General features: G+C 38.4%; 11 protein-coding genes, 2 tRNA genes and 2 rRNA genes. All 15 read left to right on the forward strand.

Annotated elements, in window-relative coordinates; translation table 11 throughout:
• Window positions 1-66 precede the first annotated feature (66 nt).
• The 15 genes from ACPF63_RS23440 to ACPF63_RS23510 all read left to right on the forward strand — a co-directional run bounded on the left by ACPF63_RS23440 (window position 67) and on the right by ACPF63_RS23510 (window position 17,801).
• On the forward strand, window positions 67-1,185 hold the full coding sequence (locus ACPF63_RS23440; RefSeq protein WP_077419564.1) for a glycosyltransferase family 4 protein: 1,119 nt from the start codon (window positions 67-69) through the stop codon (window positions 1,183-1,185).
• 35 nt (window positions 1,186-1,220) lie between these two features.
• Window positions 1,221-2,105, forward strand: coding sequence for a polysaccharide biosynthesis/export family protein (locus ACPF63_RS23445; protein WP_077419565.1), 885 nt, complete (start codon window positions 1,221-1,223; stop codon window positions 2,103-2,105).
• 2 nt (window positions 2,106-2,107) lie between these two features.
• Complete coding sequence (locus ACPF63_RS23450) at window positions 2,108-4,600, forward strand: polysaccharide biosynthesis tyrosine autokinase (RefSeq protein WP_077419566.1); 2,493 nt, start codon at window positions 2,108-2,110, stop codon at window positions 4,598-4,600.
• A 213-nt stretch (window positions 4,601-4,813) separates the two neighbouring features.
• Window positions 4,814-5,704 (forward strand): DUF6089 family protein, encoded by an 891-nt coding sequence (locus ACPF63_RS23455; RefSeq protein ID WP_426481501.1) that lies wholly within the window; start codon window positions 4,814-4,816, stop codon window positions 5,702-5,704.
• Window position 5,705: 1 nt separating this feature from the next.
• A complete protein-coding gene (locus ACPF63_RS23460) occupies window positions 5,706-6,455 on the forward strand; it encodes an isoprenyl transferase (protein ID WP_077419568.1) in 750 nt (249 codons plus the stop codon).
• A gap of 28 nt (window positions 6,456-6,483) precedes the next feature.
• Window positions 6,484-9,018: an outer membrane protein assembly factor BamA gene (bamA, locus tag ACPF63_RS23465; RefSeq protein WP_077419569.1), complete on the forward strand. Its 2,535-nt coding sequence runs from the start codon at window positions 6,484-6,486 to the stop codon at window positions 9,016-9,018.
• 8 nt (window positions 9,019-9,026) lie between these two features.
• Window positions 9,027-9,581, forward strand: a complete 555-nt coding sequence (locus tag ACPF63_RS23470) for an OmpH family outer membrane protein (RefSeq protein WP_426481502.1) — start codon at window positions 9,027-9,029, stop codon at window positions 9,579-9,581.
• A 66-nt stretch (window positions 9,582-9,647) separates the two neighbouring features.
• Window positions 9,648-10,151 carry an OmpH family outer membrane protein gene (locus tag ACPF63_RS23475; RefSeq protein ID WP_047377419.1) on the forward strand — a complete coding sequence of 168 codons (504 nt, stop codon included), beginning with the start codon at window positions 9,648-9,650 and terminating at the stop codon, window positions 10,149-10,151.
• 70 nt (window positions 10,152-10,221) lie between these two features.
• Window positions 10,222-10,707 carry an acyl-CoA thioesterase gene (locus ACPF63_RS23480; RefSeq protein WP_426481503.1) on the forward strand — a complete coding sequence of 162 codons (486 nt, stop codon included), beginning with the start codon at window positions 10,222-10,224 and terminating at the stop codon, window positions 10,705-10,707.
• A 48-nt stretch (window positions 10,708-10,755) separates the two neighbouring features.
• Window positions 10,756-11,619 (forward strand): dTDP-4-dehydrorhamnose reductase, encoded by an 864-nt coding sequence (gene rfbD, locus ACPF63_RS23485; protein ID WP_426481504.1) that lies wholly within the window; start codon window positions 10,756-10,758, stop codon window positions 11,617-11,619.
• Window positions 11,620-11,626: 7 nt separating this feature from the next.
• Window positions 11,627-12,307, forward strand: coding sequence for a hypothetical protein (locus ACPF63_RS23490; protein ID WP_426481505.1), 681 nt, complete (start codon window positions 11,627-11,629; stop codon window positions 12,305-12,307).
• Window positions 12,308-12,894: 587 nt separating this feature from the next.
• Window positions 12,895-14,411, forward strand: a 16S ribosomal RNA gene (locus ACPF63_RS23495).
• Window positions 14,412-14,608: 197 nt separating this feature from the next.
• Window positions 14,609-14,682: transfer RNA gene (locus ACPF63_RS23500), tRNA-Ile, on the forward strand.
• An 83-nt stretch (window positions 14,683-14,765) separates the two neighbouring features.
• A tRNA-Ala gene (locus tag ACPF63_RS23505) sits at window positions 14,766-14,839 on the forward strand.
• 203 nt (window positions 14,840-15,042) lie between these two features.
• Window positions 15,043-17,801, forward strand: a 23S ribosomal RNA gene (locus tag ACPF63_RS23510).
• The 16S and 23S rRNA genes sit together here with 2 tRNA genes alongside, the layout of an rRNA operon.
• The last annotated feature ends 64 nt before the right edge of the window (window positions 17,802-17,865 follow it).

Consider the following 17,865-nt stretch of genomic DNA (forward strand, 5'->3'; position numbering starts at 1 on the left):
TGAAGTTCTTTATAAGTTCTACATGATGAGTTTTTATTGAGAGAGACAAGTGCTGAATAAGAAAGAATGAAAAATTTTGAATTGTTCTTAAGCGGATCGGGAATACCTATTTTCTATGTAAAAATAGGACTTGGTTTCGTATTCGCCTTTTTAATTACTTTTTTCTCTATTCCTACCATCGTCAAGATCTCAAGAAGGAAGAATCTGATGGATGAGCCTGGGATAAGAAGTTCGCATCTTAGAGAAATTCCTAACCTTGGTGGAATTGCTATTTTCTATTCAATTGGAATCTGTGCTTCTATTTTTGCCTATGAGCTTTTTGACCTTTACAAATTTTTATTTGCTTCATTGATTATCCTGCTTTATGTAGGGGTAATGGACGATATTGTTGTAATGAGGGCTTATAAGAAACTTGTTGCACAAATTGTAGTGTCTTCACTGGTGGTGATTGGGTCAGATATTAGAATAAGAAGTTTATTTGGGATATTTGGTGTGTATGAACTGCAGTATTTTGTAAGTGTACTGTTCAGTATTACCACCTTTATTATTCTGATCAATGCTTTCAACCTGATCGATGGAATAGACGGACTGGCAGGCGGTTATTCTGTAATCTGCAGTGCTTTATTTGGAATAAGCTATTACCGGTTGGGAGAATATAATTATCCGCTGGTGGTATTATCTGTTGTTATTATCGGGACTGTATTGGCTTTTCTGTATTATAACCTGTCTAACTACCGTACCCGTAAAATATTTATGGGAGATACCGGATCTATGCTGCTTGGCTTTTTACTGGCCTTTACCTCCATTTGTTTCATAGATATTTTTATTGATAAAAACCTGGTAGATGTACCAAGATATCACCTTCAGTCTGCTCCTGTAGTCGCTGTAGCGATCCTGATTCTTCCGATCGTAGATACATTAAATGTAATATTTATAAGGCTTTACAATAAGAAATCACCATTTGACGCTGATAAAAATCACATTCACCATAAGCTGTTGAAGCTAAATCTTACCCACAGAAGATCTACTTTTTATATCATTCTTTACTATTTGATGATTGTGGGAGTTGCTTATTATTTAAGACATATTAATGTCAATCTGTTATTATTGGTGATTATTTCATTAGGCTTTTTCGGAGCTTATCTGCCAGATTTGCTATATCGATTAAGAAATAACAAAAATTAACAATTAAATATTACTTTTGTAAACAATATTCAAATATGATGAAGAATTTTAAATATTTATTTTTAATATTCCCTTTTTTAGTTACCTCATGTATCACAACAAAAGATGTGAGGTACTTGCAGCCAAGCGAAAGTCTTGTCATTAACGAAGAAGGTCTTATCCCGTACAATATTCCCGTGTACAGGATTACTAAAAACGACATCCTTAACCTTAATATTGTGACTACTCCCAAAGGAGATGCAGCACAGTTTTATTCCTCTTACAATACTTCAGGCGGAGTTACCGGCGGAGGGGCAATAAGTTCTGCAATATCAGGAGGTGGTAGTGCAGCAGGTGTAGTGAGTGCTAATTCCGGAGGTGGAAGAGGTGGAAATATGAATTTTTACTTTAACGGACTGAAGGTGGACTCCAATGGTGATATCAATGTGTTCGGGATAGGATATGTAAAAGCTGAAGGAAGAACTCTTGACGATATTACAAAAGAGATACAGGATAAAGTAAATGAAAATTTCCAGGAAGGTAAATCTGAAGTACGACTGAATACAGACGGTATTACATATTATATTCTTGGTGATGTGGAAACTACAGGACTTTCAGGCGAAAAAGTAGTCCACAAAAACACCCTTACCATTACTGAGGCATTGGCCATTAATGGTGGATTGAACAGAACTATTGATAAAAGAGAAGTCGTTATTCACAGAAAGCTTCCGGAAGGAATCAAAATTGCAAAAATAGATCTTACCCGTGAAGATCTTATGAACTCTCCTTATTATTATATACAGAACGGAGATGAAATCTATCTGAATACAAGAGCGAAAAGCTTGAATGGATTCGGAAAAGACCCGATCCAGACTTTGACTACAGGAGTTTCTGTAATTACTACTGCATTATCTATTTATTTACTCCTTAAAAATCTTTAGCCATGATTCCAGAAAGAGTAAACACTGCAGAGAAGACTAATTCTCAGAAAGATAAATCCGGGACATTTGCCTTATTTGATTTAGAACACTTTTTAAAAAGGATTCTTAAAAACTGGTACTGGTTTGTATTAATGCTTATCATTGGCTATGCCATAGCGTGGGTATACAGTAAATATTATGCACAAAATATTTATGCATCAGACTTATCATTAAGTACCTCCAGTAAAGCTTCGGAGTTTCTGCCAACTCAATCTAACCAATCTATTAACTTCATTTGGGGAGATACAGGAAATCAGGATGGGCTTTATTTGAAGAAAATGCTTTTATCCAGATCTCATAACGAATTTTTGGTAAAAGAATTAGATCTTTTTGTAAACTATTCTACCAAAGGGCTTATAAAATCTACTTACCTGGACAAAGATGATTCACCTGTTTTTCTTCAGATTGATAAAAAGCACCTTCAGCAGATCAATTATCCTATTACACTGATACCGAAAGGAAATGGAGCATATGAAGTGGTTTTGCCTGAAGAAGGAGAATCAACGAACTTATATAACTATGAAGTAGAAGGATTCCAGGATATTAACGCTTATAGCAGACCAGCAGATAAAACCATCAAAATTAATGAGTGGTATAATTCGCCTAACCTGAGATTCAGGCTGCTTCAAAATCCTGTTGCTACCAAAATTAAGCTGGATAATATTATTATCAATCTGAACTCTGTAAACCAGAGTGTAGATGAAATTGTTTCTACTACAGGAGTAGACTTTGACAAAGAAATCAGGTCTATTATGATTATTACTAAAAAAGGATACAACCTTAATAGTACAGTTAATTTCCTGAATAAATCTGTTGCAGAACTGCAGAAAAAAAGACTTGCTGATAAAAATATCGTTAATAAGAATACGGATATTTTTTTAAAAGACAACCTTGGGAATATCCGTAAAAAACTTGATTCAAGCGCAAATGTGCTTAATTATTTAAAGACTTCAGAAAAACTTTATAATATTAAAGACAGAGATGAAAAATCTCTCGAAAAAATAAAAGAACTTGAAGCTAAAAAAGCTGATATCATCAGTAAAATCAGCTCTCTGAATAATATCAAGAACACACTTCAGTCTCAGAATTTTGATAAAATGATCGGAACAAATGCGGCAGGTTTTGAAGATGGTGTTTTCACAGCAACGGTTTCTGAACTTAAAGCTTTATATATCAAAAAAGCTGAAATGGCCACTATTTATAAACCGTCATCAGAGCCTATGAGAGAAATCAACAGGCTTATTGATGAGGCAAGAATGGGGTCGTCCAATAGTTTGAGAAGCTATTATAACCGATATTATGAAGAAATCAATAAGATAGACCGTGAAATGGCTGGTGCTAATTCTGATTTAGCGACTTATCCTGAAAAAGAAAGAAGATATCTGGACGCAGAGAGAGGCTATAACATGATTGAAGCTACTTATAACAGTCTTTTGGGCAGACAGAGTGATACCCAGATGAGAATGGCTACCAATCAGTCTGATATAACGGTCATTGACCCGGCTAAAAATTTAGGACAAAGACCAATTGGGCCTAATGTTAAATTGGCGAAAACGGCTATTATTTCTGGAATGTTACTGCTTCCACTATTATTTATCCTGATTGGTGAGGTGTTTGACAACAAGATCCGAAATATTAAAGACCTTTTAAGTGCTACAAAAATTCCGCTTCTTGGGGTTATCGGAAATAACAACAATGAAAATATGCTTACTGTTCTGGAGCAGCCAAAATCATCCGTATCAGAAGCCTTCAGGGGAATAAGAGCCAATATGAGATTTTTGATGGATAATGAAGATCAAAAAGGGAAGGTCATATTAATCACATCATCCATCGGAGGAGAAGGAAAAACTTATATCTCCATTAATCTGGCTTCTGTAATTGGATTAAGTGATAAAAAAACAATCTTATTGGGAATGGACCTTAGAAAACCAAAAATCTTTGGAGACTTCAAGATTGATAATAAATATGGTATTTCAAATTATCTGACCGGGGAAGTGGGAATTGATCAGATTGTCAACAAAACAAAAATCCCAAATCTGGATGTTGCCACTTCAGGACCTATCCCGCCAAATCCTTCTGAGCTTTTAATGAGCCAGAGAAATATCAAATTTATAGAAGAACTGAAAGAAAAATATGATTTCATTATTATAGATTCACCACCGGTAGGATTAGTGGCAGATTCATATGAGCTTATGAAGCATTCTGATGCCAATATTTATGTTGTGCGCCATGAATACACGGAAAAGTACATGCTAAAAATGATCACGGATAAGTATCATAATGATGAGATTGACAATTTAGGACTTGTTTATAATGATTATAATACAAAACAAGGCTACGGTTACGGTTATGGCTACGGCTATGGTTACGGATATTTTGATGAAGATAAAAATTATAAAGAACCATTGTTGATAAGGATCAGAAATAAAGTACAGGTATTATTTAATAAAAAATAAAGCATTAAACCCTCATTTAATGGGGGTTTTTTCATATTTAATGTATTTTCATTCTATGAAAAAAAGAATATTTTTGCCACTTTGCCGTTTACTTTATAACAAATTATGTTTTTTTGTTTATTTTTAACTAAACATTAAGATTATCATTAATATAAAAATGTTTTATATTTGCAAAAATTAAATTTTAAAATAACCATAAATCCATATTCTTTTATGAATAAAAAATTATTGTTTAGCTTCCTTGCCTTCCTTGGAGTGGTAAGTGTTAAAGCACAAAGAAACGAATTGGGAGTTCGTCTAGGTATGAGTAACCTAGTGGGAGATGTAGGAAGGACAAATTATATTTTACAGAAGCCGTTGGATTTAAACAGAGTGTCAGATTTGGGCATCCCATTTTATGGAGGTTTGTTATATAGATTTAATTTTAACCCGCATCAGACCGTTAGATTGGATTTAGGATACAACCAGGTTCAGTTTAGTGATAAAGCTGCGAAAGAAGATTATAGAAGAAATAGAAACTCATACGGAAAAAATAATGTGTATGAGGCGAGTTTAATGTTTGAGTATAACTTTTTCCCTGTAAATAATGAGCAGATCAGCATGCTAAGCCCTTATATCTTCGGAGGTGTTGGTGCTTTAATGTTTGATGCTCCTAAAGCAAATCTTGTGAATGATTTCAGAAGAGATGCAGATGGGGTGGCGCAGGCTCCAATCAATGAATTGGACTTCACCACAAGAACAGAGTATTCATTAGGGAAAAAAGTAACGATGCATATTCCTTTTGGGGTAGGTTTGAAGTATAAATTCAACCACTCCTGGGCAATATTTGCAGAAGCTACATTCAGATATACATTGACGGATCAGCTGGATCATAGTAAGATCCTTTCCGAAGATGTAAAAACTTCTTTTAATGCTGATATTTTGGACCCTGCAACAGGAGGTTCATTATTACAGTCAGGAAATTATTATGCGGTTTCTAAAGAAAGAGAAACAGAGTTTATTAATAAGAGAAATATTGGAGATGGCAGATCTAAAGATTGGATGAATACGTTTAGCTTAGGGCTCACGTATTCGTTCGGAAGGCCTCCATGTTATTGTGAATAATATGTCGTTGATTAAAGATAAAATAAATTCTGAGAATTTACCAAAACACGTAGCCATCATTATGGATGGTAATGGAAGATGGGCAAAATCTCGTGGCGAAGAAAGAACTTTCGGTCACAAAAATGCCATTAATGCAGTAAGAAATGCTATTAATGCCTGTAATGAGATTAATATCCCTTACTTAACACTTTATACATTCTCTTCAGAAAATTGGAGTCGTCCAACCGAAGAAGTAAATACCCTTATGAACCTGCTGGTAGAAACATTACTGCTTGAAGCAGAAGAAATCTTCAGCAAGGGATTGAGAATGCATGTGATAGGGAACCTTGATAAACTGCCTGCTTTGGTAAAAGAGCAGTTGGAACGTGTGGTAGAACTCACAAAAGAAAACACAAAAGGAAACCTTGTATTAGCTATAAGCTATGGCTCACAAAATGAAATGCTGGAAGCCGTTAAAAATATAAGTTCTGATGTAAAAGAAGGAAAAGTAGAGATAGAAAATATTAACGAAAGTTTATTTGAAAGCTACCTTTATACAAAAGATTTTCCTCCTGTAGACTTACTGATCAGAACCAGCGGTGAAATAAGAATAAGTAATTTCCTGCTTTGGCAGATCGCTTATGCAGAACTACAGTTTTTAAATGTTCTGTGGCCGGATTTTACCAAAGATATTTTCTTTCAATGTATTGTAGATTATCAAAACAAAGAAAGAAGATATGGTTTAACCGGTGAGCAAGTAAAAGGCCAATAAAATTTTAAGAAAAGAAAGACTCGATAAAATGAAGTTTAGACTATTACCCATCATTATGTTTGCTGCTTCTGCACATTTTTATGGACAAGTAACTCCACAAGACAGCACAAAAGTAAATAATGCTGTCCACGCAGAAAATGAGGCAGGCACTTATACACTTAAAGACATCGTTGTAGATGGGGTAAAAAAATATACACCAGCTCAGATCTTAAGATTTACAGGTCTTACTAAAGGAGAAAGCGTAGACATTCCGGGACAGAAAATCAGCAATGCTGTTAAAAAACTTTGGGATACCCAATCTTTTTCTGAAGTGGAAGTTTATGTTCAAAGCATTGAAGGACAGACAATCGTTCTGAAATTTCACCTGCAGGATCTGAAAGAACTTGGAGAAGTGAAATTCGCAGGAAAAGGAATTGGTAAATCTAAGAGTGAAAAGCTGGCAAAGGATAACAACCTTAAACCAGGAACTAAGATTACTCAAAACTTAGTGTCTAGTCTTAAAACAAATGTCCCTAAAGACTATATTAAGAAAGGTTTTGCAGATGCTAAAATCAGTATTCAGGATAAAGTAAACGCAGGAGATCCTGCTTTAGTAGACTGGACTATTAATGTAGAAAAGGGAAAAAGAATTAAGATTGATCATATTGAATTTGAAGGAAACGAAAATGTAACCGATAGAAAACTTAGAAACAAAGCTTTCAAAGAAACAAAACAAAAACGTTTTGGTATTGGTGGTATTTTGAAATCCTCAAAATTCATTGAAGATAAATATCAGGAAGATAAGCAAGGTCTTATCAATTATTATAACTCCCTGGGATATAGAGATGCGAAAATTGTTTCAGATTCAGTGTGGAGAAACAAAAGAAATAACTACGAAATCAATGTAAAACTTAATGAGGGTAAAAAATATTACATCGGGGACGTTACATTCACAGGGAATACAGTATACGCTACAGAATATTTACAGAGATTATTAGGATACAAGAAAGGAGATATTTACGATGCAGTAGGATTCAACAAAAAAGTTGGAGAAGATGGAGGTAAAGAAGATGATTCAGATATCAAATCTGTTTACATGAACAACGGTTACCTTTTCTCCAATGTTACACCTGTTGAAAAATCGGTATCAGGAGATGCTGTAAACCTTGAAGTTAGAATTAATGAAGGTGAGCAGGCTACCTGGAATAAAGTAACATGGCAGGGGAATACTACAACCCATGACCACGTTATCCTTAGAGCACTGAGAACAAAACCGGGAGAACTATTCAAGAAAACGGAAATTAAAAGAACATATTTCGATTTAGCAGGGATGTCATTCTTTGACCCTCAGCAGATCGGACAGGATATCCAGCCAAACCAGCAGGACAACACTGTTGATATTAACTGGAAGCTTGTAGAAAAAGGATCTTCCCAAGTACAGCTGCAGGCAGGTTACGGTGGTAACAGCTTCATTGGTACTTTAGGATTAACTTTTAATAACTTCTCATTAAAGAACTTCCTTAAGTTTAAAGACTTCAAACCAGTACCTCAGGGAGACGGACAAACGTTCTCTATTCAGGTGCAGGCAGGACAGTATTTCCAAAATTACGGGGTATCATTTACAGAGCCGTGGTTATTTGGTACAAGAGCAACAGCCCTTTCTGTAAGTTTGAACAACTCCAGAGTAAGATATACGGATCAATATGGAGCAGCTCAGAAGCTTAATATCTTCTCCGCTTCAGCTGGTTTAAACAGACTATTGAACTGGCCGGATGATTATTTCTCATTGTACACAGGATTACAGTTCCAGAAGTATGATTTCAATAACTATCCATTCCAGTTTGGAAATACTACAGAAACGAACGGTACTGCCAATAACTTCAGTGTGAACTTAGGATTGAGCAGAAACTCAGCAGGTATCGACCCAATCTTCCCGACAATGGGATCCAATATTGAGCTTTCAGCAAAACTGACACCTCCATACTCATTGTTTAAAAAGAAAGATTATTCCACAATGTCAGCTATTGACAAGTATAAGTGGATGGAATTCTATAAGATTAAATTCAAGGCAGATGTATACAATGAAATCGTTGGAAAACTGGTCTTGAGGTCTTCTGCAGAAATGGGATTCATGGACGGATATAACAGTAAACTGGGAGCTCCGCCATTTGAAAGATTCTATATGGGAGGTACAGGTCTTTTCGGAGGTAGATATGACGGTAGAGAATTGATTCCTTTAAGAGGATATGAAAATGCCAGCACAGAAGGAGGTCAGGCAGATGATATTACTCAGACAGGTGGTGGTACAATCTATAACAGATTTACTTTAGAATTAAGATACCCGATCTCAATGAGCCAGACTGCAAAAATCTATGCATTGACATTTGCTGAAGGAGGTAACGTATGGAATTCATGGAGTTCTTACAGCCCGTTCCAATTGAAAAGATCAGTAGGTATAGGAGTAAGAGTTTATATGGGAGCATTTGGATTAATCGGATTTGACTTCGCACTAGGTCTTGATAAAACATTATCAGGTGACAAGTCAGGATGGAGAAACCACTTCTTGATGAACCAAACATTATAATTACAAATATGAAGCACTTTAAAATAATTTTCACGTTCGCATTACTATTGTTTTTTGGATTCAGCAATGCCCAGAAAATAGGAGTAGTGGATACTAATGAAATTTTAAATAAATTACCTCAGTATAAAGAAGCTGAAGCAAGATTGAATTCTCAGATCGATACCTGGGAGTCAGAACTTCAAAGTCTTCAATCTGAATATGAAAGAAAAAAAGCTGCTTTTGAAAGTGAAAAAGTATTATTGATAGGTGATCAGCTTAAACTGAGAGAAAAAGAAGTTGTAGACCTCGATAAAAATATTAAAACGACTACTAGCTTACGTTTTGGAGCTAACGGTGAAATTACAAAACTGAGAACAAACCTTGTTTTGCCTTTTCAGGACCAGATCTGGGGAGCCATCAAAACAATGTCCGAAAAAAATGGATTGGGCATAGTTCTTGATAAAAGCAATAACATTAGTGTTATTTTCCTTCAGTCAAAATATGATTACACCGAGAAAGTATTGTCTGTTTTGTTGAAAGGAACAGATAAGAAGGAAAAAACAAATAGCAAAGGAAAAAAATAAGTTTAAAAATTAACTTTTGCTATATTTTAAAATCTAAAAACAAATTAAATTATTTATTTACCAGTTATGAAAAAATTAAGTGTATTATTTGCAGCAGTAATGATGGTTGTATCTGTAGGTATGGCAAAAGCTCAAAAAATTGCTACTTTAGATGTAATGGGAGTTCTTAACGCTATGCCGGAGAAAAAGAAAGCAGATGCTGATCTTAAAACATTCTTAGATACTAAACAAGCTGAGATTAAGAAAAAAGCTGATGCAGCTCAAACTAAATATCAGCAATATCAAACAGAAGCTCCGAAAAAAACAGCTGACGAAAACGCAGCAAGAGAAGCTGAAATGAAAAAATTAGCTGAAGAAATCCAGCAAATGCAGGACAAAGCTCAAAAAGATCTACAAGCTAAGCAGGATTTGGCTTTCGGTCCAGTTGAGAAAAAACTGAACGATGCAGTAGAAAAAGTAGCTAAAGCTAACGGATATGATTATATTATGGATGCTAACTCAACTGCATTCCTTTATAAAGCAGGACCAGATGCTACTCCAGCTGTAAAGAAAGAACTTGGAGTTCAATAATTTCAGCAAATTAACAAAGATTTATAAAACTAACCATCTCTATTAGAGGTGGTTTTTTTATTTTTGCGGAATGGAAAAAGAAGTATCAACTACGGTAAAAGTTAGATTTAGTGACTGCGATCCGATCGGACATTTGAATAATGTAAAATATCTTGAATATATGTTCAATGCCAGAGAAGATCATGTGGAAACATTCTACGGATTTACCTATGAAGAATATACCAAGAAAACCGGCTGTACCTGGATTGCTATTCAAAATGAAATAGCCTATTTAAAAGAAGTAAGATATAACACACAGGTAGTAATCAGCAGCAAAACCATCGATGTACAGGATAGAACGGCAAAAGTGGAAATCCTTATGAAAAGTTTAGATGAAAAGACAATCCATGCCGTACTTTGGGTAACTGTTATTTATTTCAATGTTAAAACAAGAAAATCTGAAGTTCATCCCGAAGATGTCAAAGAAATTTTCAACAAGTTTTATGTAGATTTGATTCAGAAAGACTTCCAGCCAAGAGTGAAGTTTTTAAGAAGCCAAAATGCAAAAAATTCTTAATCAGCAACTCTTATTGAAGATTCCAACTTAAAAATTAATAATATATAAATGAAAAAAATAGCAGTAATAGGAAGCAACGGACAATTGGGAAACTGCATTAGAAAAATAGCTCCAGACTTTGAACATCAATATGAATTCTTATTTACAGACTCATCCACTCTTGATGTTACCAATGAAGACCAGGTGAATGACTTCTTTTATGATAACAAACCTGATTACTGCATTAATGCTTCAGCATACACAGCGGTAGATCTGGCTGAAACAGAAAAAGAAAAAGCTTTTGCAGTAAATGCTTATGGGGTAGCTCATCTTGCCCAGGCGTGTGTAGAGTATAAAACGACCCTGATTCATGTTTCTACAGACTATGTTTTTGATGGAACCACAAATCTGCCATACTCGGAAGATGATTTTACAAATCCGATAGGCGTATATGGAGAATCAAAAAGAAAAGGTGAAGAACTTGCTCTGGAAATTAATCCTAAAACAATTATCCTGAGAACCTCATGGCTGTACTCAGAGTTCAATAAGAATTTTGTGAAAACCATGCTGAACCTTTTCTCTCAGAAAAAAGAACTGGGAATTGTTGCTGATCAGTTTGGACAGCCAACCAATGCAAATGATCTGGCGGAAGCTATCATGGATATCATCAAAGCTCACCGTAAAATCTATGGAGTCTTTCACTTCTCAAACTATCCGGAGACAACATGGTTTGAATTTGCGAAAAAAATTGCTGAATTTTCAAAATCTTCAGTAAAACTGAATCCACTAACAACCGAACAGTATCCAACACCCGCCAAAAGACCCGTAAGAAGTACAATGTCTTTGGATAAAATAGAAGAGACTTACAAAATAGAACCCAAACATTGGGAAAACAGCCTTGAGGAATGTGTTGATACACTTTCACAACAATAATATATATATGAAGAATATTGCAATCATCTTTTCCGTATTGTGTATCCAGCTGTGGAATGCACAGAATGTTTATCTGACTAAAGTTGAGAAAACAAATGATAACCCGGATAAATTCTTTTATAAAAAAGAAACCGCCACTGCTGATGCCGTTTATTTAGGAGAAGTAGAAGTTCAGGGCTTTTCAAAAGATGATGCACTTACATTTTCCTTAGTCTATAAAAAGGCAAAAGAGATCGGTGCCAATACTTTTGAATTAAAACCTTTCGAAAACATAGATGGTGCAGCTCAGCCATTCAACGCTTCCAATTATAAGATTGCTTTATATTATACGCCTAAAGATAAGTTAGCGGCTCAACATGGCGAGATGTTTATATTTGCATCCTCTGAAAAAGATCAGAAAATAAACATCAATCGTAAAGACTATATTATCTCTCCAAGATCATTTTTAAAATTAAAAATTGTTCCGGGGGAAGTCTATACAATTTCAACCAAGAAACTTCTGGGTTCTACTATCAAAGTTCAGTCAAAAGCGAATGATGATAACTTATACTTTCAGGTTTCATCTTTAAAAGTAAAGCCGGATAACTCAGGAGTAGGAGGGTTGAATCTTAAATCCGGCGATATTATTGGGTTGGAAAAGTCCTATGCCGAATTTTTAAGCGCTATTTACAAAGAAAAAAATCCTTAAAAAATTACCTGCAACAGTATTATGACAGGTTTTCCTTTTGGTAGATTTAAATTGAGAACAAATGTTTAAAATTTTTCTCCCTGCCTTCCAGTGTATTAGGGTTAAATATTACGATGGTGTAAAATTTATGTTAAATAAAGTTGTTTTGCGTTGCAATAAGTTGTTATCTTTGCCCCACTGAAAAACGAGAGTAATACAGTAGCGCAGGAGAGCTTTTAGATAAGCATAGACATTATGATACTTCAAAAAGAGGCAGACAAAAAACTTTAATTTTTTTATCAAAAAAAGTTGCGAGTTTAAAAAGAGTTTGTATCTTTGCAGTCCCAAATAAAGGGAGCGCAGGAGTAGGATGATTAAGGTTTAGGAGAGGGGTTAAGGTTACTTAAAAAACTTTAAAATTTTCTTTCAAAACATTTGGTCATTAAGAAATAAAGTTTTACTTTTGCACTCGCAAATACGGAGCACCACTGACAGAAGAGAGTGTTTCGTTATAAAGCGAAAGATATAAAGATCATTGACATACAATATAACAACCAAGTAAGGAAAAACTAAAGCGTAAAAAAACTTTGAGTGAGTCAGACAAACATACAATGGAGAGTTTGATCCTGGCTCAGGATGAACGCTAGCGGGAGGCCTAACACATGCAAGCCGAGCGGTATTGTTTCTTCGGAAATGAGAGAGCGGCGTACGGGTGCGGAACACGTGTGCAACCTGCCTTTATCTGGGGGATAGCCTTTCGAAAGGGAGATTAATACCCCATAATATTTAGAATGGCATCATTTTAAATTGAAAACTCCGGTGGATAGAGATGGGCACGCGCAAGATTAGATAGTTGGTGAGGTAACGGCTCACCAAGTCAACGATCTTTAGGGGGCCTGAGAGGGTGATCCCCCACACTGGTACTGAGACACGGACCAGACTCCTACGGGAGGCAGCAGTGAGGAATATTGGACAATGGGTGAGAGCCTGATCCAGCCATCCCGCGTGAAGGACGACGGCCCTATGGGTTGTAAACTTCTTTTGTATAGGGATAAACCTACCCTCGTGAGGGTAGCTGAAGGTACTATACGAATAAGCACCGGCTAACTCCGTGCCAGCAGCCGCGGTAATACGGAGGGTGCAAGCGTTATCCGGATTTATTGGGTTTAAAGGGTCCGTAGGCGGATCTGTAAGTCAGTGGTGAAATCTCACAGCTTAACTGTGAAACTGCCATTGATACTGCAGGTCTTGAGTGTTGTTGAAGTAGCTGGAATAAGTAGTGTAGCGGTGAAATGCATAGATATTACTTAGAACACCAATTGCGAAGGCAGGTTACTAAGCAACAACTGACGCTGATGGACGAAAGCGTGGGGAGCGAACAGGATTAGATACCCTGGTAGTCCACGCCGTAAACGATGCTAACTCGTTTTTGGGCTTTCGGGTTCAGAGACTAAGCGAAAGTGATAAGTTAGCCACCTGGGGAGTACGTTCGCAAGAATGAAACTCAAAGGAATTGACGGGGGCCCGCACAAGCGGTGGATTATGTGGTTTAATTCGATGATACGCGAGGAACCTTACCAAGGCTTAAATGGGAAATGACAGGTTTAGAAATAGACTTTTCTTCGGACATTTTTCAAGGTGCTGCATGGTTGTCGTCAGCTCGTGCCGTGAGGTGTTAGGTTAAGTCCTGCAACGAGCGCAACCCCTGTCACTAGTTGCCATCATTAAGTTGGGGACTCTAGTGAGACTGCCTACGCAAGTAGAGAGGAAGGTGGGGATGACGTCAAATCATCACGGCCCTTACGCCTTGGGCCACACACGTAATACAATGGCCAGTACAGAGGGCAGCTACACGGTGACGTGATGCAAATCTCGAAAGCTGGTCTCAGTTCGGATTGGAGTCTGCAACTCGACTCTATGAAGCTGGAATCGCTAGTAATCGCGCATCAGCCATGGCGCGGTGAATACGTTCCCGGGCCTTGTACACACCGCCCGTCAAGCCATGGAAGTCTGGGGTACCTGAAGTCGGTGACCGTAAAAGGAGCTGCCTAGGGTAAAACAGGTAACTAGGGCTAAGTCGTAACAAGGTAGCCGTACCGGAAGGTGCGGCTGGAACATCTCATTTTAGAGCGTCTAAAGACGATAAAAAAACAAAGGTACTTAAATGTACCATGCACTTACTTCAAAGTAAAGCTTTAGTTTTTTGTTTGGTTGGTTATATTAAAAATACAACACCCACTAGAAATTAGTATAGGGAAAGAGATTGAGAAATGAAGAAGAGGAAAAGTATAACTTACTTACTCATCCCCATAACTCATATAAAGTCTCGTAGCTCAGCTGGTTAGAGCGCTACACTGATAATGTAGAGGTCGGCAGTTCGAGCCTGCCCGAGACTACTAATTAAAGCGGCTGGCAAATAGCTTATAGCTTATGGCAAAAATGCCAGAAGCCAGAAGCAAATAGCCAACAGCAACTAGAGGGGGAATTAGCTCAGCTGGCTAGAGCGCCTGCCTTGCACGCAGGAGGTCAAGGGTTCGACTCCCTTATTCTCCACAGTTTTAGAAGACTGATTTAAAAGTTACGGATAGAGCCAAAAACAATATCTGTTCATCAGTTGGATAAAAAGAAATTAAGATCATTGACATTAACGGTAAAGACATCACAAAGAGATAACCGAGCACTTTCGAGTGCCGAGTTTATAAAAATATCGATAAATTAAATTTATCAAAAAATACTGAACTAATATAATTATTAGGAAAGAAATCGTTAAGGGCGTATGGCGGATGCCTAGGCTTTCAGAGGCGACGAAGGACGTGGTAAGCTGCGAAAAGCTGCGGGGATTGGCACACACGAATTGATCCGCAGATGTCCGAATGGGGCAACCCGGCTGGTTGAAGACCAGTCACCTCTAAGGAGGAGCAAACCCGGAGAACTGAAACATCTAAGTACCCGGAGGAAAAGAAATCGAAGAGATTCCGTAAGTAGTGGCGAGCGAAAGCGGATTAGCCCAAAAGCTGATATATGTTTAATAGAATGTTCTGGAAAGAACGGCCGTAGAGGGTGATAGCCCCGTATATGAAAGGCATATTTGAGTGATAAATGAGTAGGGCGGGACACGTGAAATCCTGTCTGAATATGGGGGGACCATCCTCCAAGGCTAAATACTCCTGAAAGACCGATAGTGAACAAGTACTGTGAAGGAAAGGTGAAAAGCACTTCGAATAGAAGGGTGAAATAGAACCTGAAACCGTACGCCTACAAGCGGTCGGAGCAGCATTAAGCTGTGACGGCGTGCCTTTTGCATAATGAGCCTACGAGTTAATTTTACTAGCGAGGTTAAGGTATTAAGTACCGGAGCCGGAGCGAAAGCGAGTCTGAATAGGGCGTATAGTTAGTAGGATTAGACGCGAAACCTTGTGATCTACCCATGGGCAGGTTGAAGCTCTGGTAACACAGAGTGGAGGACCGAACCGGTTGACGTTGAAAAGTCTTCGGATGACCTGTGGGTAGGGGTGAAAGGCCAATCAAACTGGGAGATAGCTCGTACTCTCCGAAATGCATTTAGGTGCAGCGTCGTATATAAGTTTATTAGAGGTAGAGCTACTGATTGGATGCGGGGGTTTCATCGCCTACCAATTCCTGACAAACTCCGAATGCTAATAAATGTTCTACGGCAGTGAGGGCATGGGTGCTAAGGTCCATGTCCGAGAGGGAAAGAACCCAGACCAACAGCTAAGGTCCCCAAATATATGTTAAGTTGAAGCAACGCGGTTGGACTGCATTGACAGCTAGGATGTTGGCTTGGAAGCAGCCATTCATTTAAAGAGTGCGTAACAGCTCACTAGTCGAGCGGTCCGGCATGGATAATAATCGGGCATAAACATATTACCGAAGCTATGGATTTGTACTTTATGTACATCTGGTAGGAGAGCATTCTATTTGCGCTGAAGCAGTACTGTGAGGTATTGTGGAGCGGATAGAAAAGAAAATGTAGGCATAAGTAACGATAAAGCGGGCGAGAAACCCGCTCACCGAAAGACTAAGGTTTCCTCAGCCATGCTAATCAGCTGAGGGTTAGTCGGGACCTAACGCGAACCCGAAAGGGGTAGTGGATGGACAATGGGTTAATATTCCCATACTTGCTCACACTAAAAAGGGGACGGAGTGCCGTACTTACTGGAGACTGACGGAATAGTCAAGGCCTAGCCTTCGGGCGAAGCTGCTGTAGGGAAAGTGCTTCCAAGAAAAGCCGAAGTGAAGCAACCCGTACCAAAACCGACACAGGTAGTCGAGGAGAGAATCCTAAGGTGCTAGAGTGAATCATGGTTAAGGAACTAGGCAAAATAGTCTCGTAACTTCGGGAGAAGAGACGCCATCAGCAATGGTGGCCGCAGTAAAGAGGCCCAGGCGACTGTTTATCAAAAACACAGGACTCTGCAAAATCGAAAGATGCAGTATAGGGTCTGACACCTGCCCGGTGCTGGAAGGTTAAGGAAGGTGCTTAGGGTTAAACCGAAGGCATTGACTGAAGCCCCAGTAAACGGCGGCCGTAACTATAACGGTCCTAAGGTAGCGAAATTCCTTGTCGGGTAAGTTCCGACCTGCACGAATGGTGTAACGATCTGGGCACTGTCTCAACCATGAGCTCTGTGAAATTGTAGTATCGGTGAAGATGCCGATTACCCGCAATGGGACGAAAAGACCCTGTGAACCTTTACTATAACTTCGTATTGACTTTGAGTAAGTAATGTGTAGGATAGGTGGGAGGCTTTGAAGCTTGCACGCTAGTGTAGGTGGAGCCAACGTTGAAATACCACCCTTTACTTACTTGGAGCCTAACTTCTTAATGGAAGGACATTGCGTGGTGGGTAGTTTGACTGGGGTGGTCGCCTCCAAAAGAGTAACGGAGGCTTTCAAAGGTACCCTCAGCACGCTTGGTAACCGTGCGTAGAGTGTAATGGCATAAGGGTGCTTGACTGTGAGACCTACAAGTCGATCAGGTGCGAAAGCAGGACATAGTGATCCGGTGGTTCCGTATGGAAGGGCCATCGCTCATAGGATAAAAGGTACTCCGGGGATAACAGGCTAGTCTCCCCCAAGAGCTCACATCGACGGGGAGGTTCGGCACCTCGATGTCGGCTCGTCACATCCTGGGGCTGGAGAAGGTCCCAAGGGTTGGGCTGTTCGCCCATTAAAGTGGCACGCGAGCTGGGTTCAGAACGTCGTGAGACAGTTCGGTCTCTATCTATTGCGGGCGTTAGATGTTTGAGAGGGCTTGATTCTAGTACGAGAGGACCGAATTGAACAAACCTCTGGTGTATCAGTTGTACCGCCAGGTGCACTGCTGAGTAGCTACGTTTGGAAGAGATAAGCACTGAAAGCATATAAGTGCGAAACTCGCCTCAAGATGAGACATCTTTTAAGGGTCGTTGGAGATGACGACGTTGATAGGCTACAGGTGTAAAGACAGTAATGTCATAGCCGAGTAGTACTAATTACCCGTAGATTTATAGCCTAATATGGCGCACGGAAGTGCAGCAAGGTTACCTCTTTGTGAAAGTTTTTATCGAAAATAACCA

This window comes from Chryseobacterium sp. R2ACT005, assembly GCF_049949215.1.
Taxonomy (GTDB): Bacteria; Bacteroidota; Bacteroidia; order Flavobacteriales; family Weeksellaceae; genus Chryseobacterium.